This window comes from Moorena sp. SIO4G3, assembly GCF_010692305.1.
GTDB lineage: Bacteria > Cyanobacteriota > Cyanobacteriia > Cyanobacteriales > Coleofasciculaceae > Moorena > Moorena producens_A.
Genome location: NZ_JAAHIG010000551.1, coordinates 1 through 4313 on the forward strand (window position 1 = coordinate 1; position 4313 = coordinate 4313).

5 protein-coding genes are annotated in these 4313 nt (G+C 42.8%); 3 read left to right on the forward strand and 2 right to left on the reverse strand.

Annotation, left to right across the window (positions count from 1 at the left end; genetic code table 11):
- Positions 1 to 261 precede the first annotated feature (261 nt).
- Positions 262 to 939, reverse strand: a complete 678-nt coding sequence (locus F6J99_RS42480; RefSeq protein WP_293122816.1) for a DNRLRE domain-containing protein — start codon at positions 937 to 939, stop codon at positions 262 to 264.
- A gap of 298 nt (positions 940 to 1237) precedes the next feature.
- Between F6J99_RS42480 and F6J99_RS42485 the strand changes: the two genes are divergently transcribed.
- From F6J99_RS42485 to F6J99_RS42495, 3 genes are all read left to right on the forward strand, one after another.
- Positions 1238 to 1831 (forward strand): DUF4058 family protein, encoded by a 594-nt coding sequence (locus F6J99_RS42485; protein WP_293122820.1) that lies wholly within the window; start codon positions 1238 to 1240, stop codon positions 1829 to 1831.
- Positions 1816 to 2040 carry a DUF4058 family protein gene (locus F6J99_RS42490; protein WP_293122823.1) on the forward strand — a complete coding sequence of 75 codons (225 nt, stop codon included), beginning with the start codon at positions 1816 to 1818 and terminating at the stop codon, positions 2038 to 2040. The genes F6J99_RS42485 and F6J99_RS42490 overlap by 16 nt, the downstream gene beginning before the upstream one ends.
- Before the next feature lie 184 nt (positions 2041 to 2224).
- The gene (locus tag F6J99_RS42495; RefSeq protein ID WP_293122825.1) at positions 2225 to 2827 is read left to right on the forward strand and encodes a Uma2 family endonuclease; all 603 of its coding nucleotides are present in this window, start codon (positions 2225 to 2227) and stop codon (positions 2825 to 2827) included.
- Positions 2828 to 2986: 159 nt separating this feature from the next.
- Here F6J99_RS42495 and F6J99_RS42500 read toward each other — a convergent pair whose 3' ends face one another.
- Positions 2987 to 3388 carry a hypothetical protein gene (locus F6J99_RS42500; RefSeq protein WP_293122827.1) on the reverse strand — a complete coding sequence of 134 codons (402 nt, stop codon included), beginning with the start codon at positions 3386 to 3388 and terminating at the stop codon, positions 2987 to 2989.
- Between the last annotated feature and the right edge of the window lie 925 nt (positions 3389 to 4313).

The following is a 4313-nucleotide window of genomic DNA, read 5'->3' on the forward strand; positions in this document are numbered from 1 at the left end:
TCTGGGCGTTATCGCCGTACGCGTTCGCTAGCCAACGCCCTTCGGGCTAATCGCAAAGCGTGAGCAAAGCTCAATCCTGGTGTGAACGATCTCCCCCTAAAAAGACTCATAATAAACAGCCTAGGCAAGGCCCCCTTAGAGCTGATTCGTAAAGTAAATCTTAAGAAGTCTGAAAGCCTTGCTATGATAGTCTTTTCGGTATTAAATAGTTCAATTGTTCTATTTTAGCGCAAGCCTTATCCTACAAGGTTTAGTGCGAGTTTACGAATCAGCTCTCAGAGTAGCGATTAATGTAGGAGGGCTATACTCAGTGCTTTCTTTAGACGCAAAAGTGATATAGGAATCTGGGGATTTATACTCTGCACGATTAACCAGAATAGTCACTAACCCATCAGTATCACGTTTGATGAAATCTAGTAACTCAGGTGAGTTAAAGCTAAAAGAATCTCCTATAGCTAAAGAAGCTGCACGAAGTTTACCTAAATAAGTTGTTTGGTTTGAGATAAATAAATTGGGAGAGTAAGTCTGATTAGCCGGCGCGTTATTCCAAGTGGTTTTGGTTTCAGACCAATTTTCGTCTACTCCATCATTCAAGCCATAAAACTCAATAGAGCCTTTGGTGTTGTGAAGGTTCACCGTCGTCAAATTCAGGCTCACATCATCAATACCATGATTCAGCTCACTGAGATCAAATCGGAGATAAGTTTTGCGGTTATAAGAGCTGTTTTGATCAAGCTTGACGACTAATTGACCGTTTGTTCCATTATTCTTACTAGAATGGGCACCACCTCGGATAAAGGTGTCTGCTCCATTGCCCGCTGCTGTAGTAATTACTTGAACATTCCCAGTGATTGATGCTACTTGGGGTTTGTCTACAATTCTTATCCTCTGGCTTTTAGGGTGAAACAGGGCTTGGCTTCTAAGGGGTAAGAGGATCACGAAAAGAATTATCAACACCGTGCTCAGCACAAAAGCCCACATACTTCTCAAAGATTTAGGTAACATGTTACCTTGTTGTAATTAGGTTAACAATAATGCTGCATCTGATCTCTACTATAGAACAATCCTGAGGGGCGACATGCAAGCTTAAATCCTTAGAGCTAATTTATAGCGTAAATCTTAAGAGCTCACATCCTTACCCAAAATCCCTCTGTACTTGATTAACTCTTGCCTCTAGCATACATGGCTCTTGCCTTTCCTTAAGGAAGTATGTTCACAACTCAAATCAAAATGCTATATGACTAACCCATTTCCTGGGATGAATCCCTACCTTGAACAACCGGAATATTGGTCGGATTTCCACAATCAATTGGTGGCAGCTTTGGCTAGAGCATTAATTCCGAAACTGCTACCTAAATATCGGGTAGTCACGGATAAGTGGGTTTATAAGATTGCTGGCTCAACCAAGATTGCCATTGGTAGACCCGATGTTACGGTTCAACAAAGCCGAGATGCTTCAGCTGCAATGGCTACAGCAGTTGCGGTATCTGAACCGTTAGTTCAACCGATTAAGGTAGCTGTTCCTTTACGAGAAGAAGTCCGACAATCCTACATCGAGGTTAAAGATGTAGCTACCAAGGAAGTGGTGACAGCGATTGAAGTTATCTCCCCTGCCAATAAACGAGGAGAAGGTCGTCAGAAATACGAAGCCAAACGGCAGCAGATATTCGAGAGTATGACTCATCTGGTCGAAATTGACCTGTTGCGAGATGGGGAACCCCTGCCTGTTTCTAACACCAGTAATCCGAGTCATTATCGGATATTAGTCAGTCGTTATAATACCCGTCCCACTGCTGATTTGTACCTTTTTAATTTATGCGATTGGCCGTAGGCCACGCCAAAGGCGAACGCATTCCTTCTTTTCGGCTTCCCCTGCTTCCTGGGGATACCGAACCAATGGTAGAATTACAGACATTGGTGGATCAGCTGTATGACCAGTTAGGCTACGACTATTTTCTTGACTATAGCAGCAATCCACCATTCCCTTGGTCGGAGGATGATGTGGAATCTTGGGCAGGATATCGCCGAGAAAATTTGTGAATCAGGACAAGAATTAACAGCAAGATAAATGTTCGCAGATTGCCCAACTTTTGTTTTCCCTGCTCAATTATTCATTAAGCGATCGCGACTTAAATAAACTCCCCATAATTCCAGGAAAATTAACCGACGTGATGTCTTGATTTTCTGGTTTATCGTTATATCTCAATTGCCAGGATTAACAGTTATGTCAAGTCAACTAGATCCCCTACTCAAGCTAATAGTTCCACCATCGTTAGACCTCAAAGTCAGTCACCAACAGTTTGAACAATTAGCCAATGCTAACCGAGACCTGAGATTAGAAAGAACTGCCCAGGGAAAATTGATTGTGAATCCACCAACAGGATGGGAAACGGGTAAAAGAAATCTGAGTATTACCAGGCAATTGGGAAATTGGTATGAGGAAAACCCGGAAAAAGGAGAAGCATTTGATTCTTCTACCGGATTTGAACTTCCCAATGGCTCCAATCGTTCCCCTGATAGCTCTTGGGTGTCACGTCACCGCTGGGATGCACTCACAGAGGAACAAAAACAAACGTTCCCTAAAGTCTGTCCTGATTTCGTAATTGAGTTGCGATCAAAGTCTGACAGTCTCAAGGAGCTACAGGCAAAAATGCAAGAATACATCGACAATGGCTTGCGCTTGGGGTGGCTGATTGACCCTCAGAATCAACGGGTTGAAATCTATCGCTCAGGACAAAAAACTGAGGTTATAGATAATCCCAAGGAGTTATCTGGAGAAGCGGTGCTTCCCGGTTTCAAACTTAAATTACAAGGTATTCTCACCTGATTTGTTGGTAGAATCTCCTGGAGGAGCGACAAGCCTCAAGCGATTGGCCTTTGGCCACGCTACGCGAACGCCGCAGTTTGATGAGGTGCGATTCTCCTAGGAGAATCGCAAACCAAAATCGTTTTAGAATGTAGAATTCTAAATTCTAAATTCTAAATTCTACATTCTGTCCTCCTTCAAGCATAATCGATCCAATAACTCCTTCGGAATAGTCTCAAAATCCTCCAACAAAAAATCCATAATCGCCAGATGGCGCAAGTGACCAGGAGTGGGAGGGTAACAGCGACGACTGGTGGAAAACCAGCCATTAACCGTGTGAACGGAACAAGAGCAGATAAAAGCTATATCTTCGTGAGTTAGGTCCCACTTTTGGTAAAACCGTTGGGGTGTCATGCCCAATTCCAAGTAACTGTACAGTCGGATCAATATTTGCTCTCGCTCCGTGATCGGATAGGGATAGAGATTTTCTTCCCTCGGCTGCCTCTGTTGTCCAAGCTGTTCAAGACGCTCCATCGCTTGGTGATAATCGATGGGATAATGAACAAATCGTTGTTTTGCCATTATTATAGAATTACCTAAACTGTAGTTTGGGAAAGAGCCGCGCTTGTCGTTGACACCCGCAAAGCGCGGCTCTTTTTGGTATGTTTATATTATAAACTTTGCTTGGGCTTGTTGTCAAGTTAAAAATCCAAAAAATCAGGATAATTTACAATAAATTTACTAAATATTTAAAATTAAAGAGTTATAATAGTAACAAGTTTAACTAATAGCTTAAATCGGTAATAAAGCAAAAGTAAAGGTAAGTTATAAACTATACCAAAGGGAACAGGGAACAGGGAACAGGGAACAGGGAACAGGGAGTAGGGAACAGGGAACAGGGAACAGGGAGTAGGGAACAGGGAACAAAATTCTCACAATTCCTACACGGATTGCTATATTAGTTATCAGCTATCAGCTTATGGGCTAGCTCCCAGCGTCGAAGCCTGTGCCACGCACGCTACGCGAACAGCTTTTGAATAAAAGAGGTAAGCATTGGTTGCGTCGAAGCCTGTGCCACACGCGAACGAGGTTTTTTTGAAGCTGACCGCTGACCGCTGACCGCTGACAGCTTAGGAATTCTTGATAAATTATTGATTTTCCGGGATTAGCCTTTCTCCCAGGTTAGGGTAGTAAAGAAGCAGTTAGGAGAGTTTACGATTATGGAATCCCATGATTTTTTGATGTTAGTTCTGTTACTAAGTCCTGGTATGTTGCTTTCAGCAGTGATCATGCTCACCTTTGCTGCTGGTGGCTAAACTCGACAAAGTCTAATCAACTACTATTTAGCGGGAAAATTAGTCAAGCCGTGGGAGATACAGTTAATTGCCTTGGCTTGGGAGAAATATCTGAGTATTTCTATCAAGAGTATTTCTATCAAGCAAGAATCCCACGGCACCATGAAGCTTTAGTGCTGGATGTGTTAAATTTCCCGGATCACGGTCTGACA

Coding starts and splice junctions, on each gene's coding strand:
- F6J99_RS42490 (WP_293122823.1), top strand. CDS start 1,816: ATGCGATTGGCCGTAGGCCACGCCAAAGGCGAACGCATTCCTTCTTTT.
- F6J99_RS42495 (WP_293122825.1), top strand. CDS start 2,225: ATGTCAAGTCAACTAGATCCCCTACTCAAGCTAATAGTTCCACCATCG.
- F6J99_RS42485 (WP_293122820.1), top strand. CDS start 1,238: ATGACTAACCCATTTCCTGGGATGAATCCCTACCTTGAACAACCGGAA.
- F6J99_RS42500 (WP_293122827.1), bottom strand. CDS start 3,388: ATGGCAAAACAACGATTTGTTCATTATCCCATCGATTATCACCAAGCG.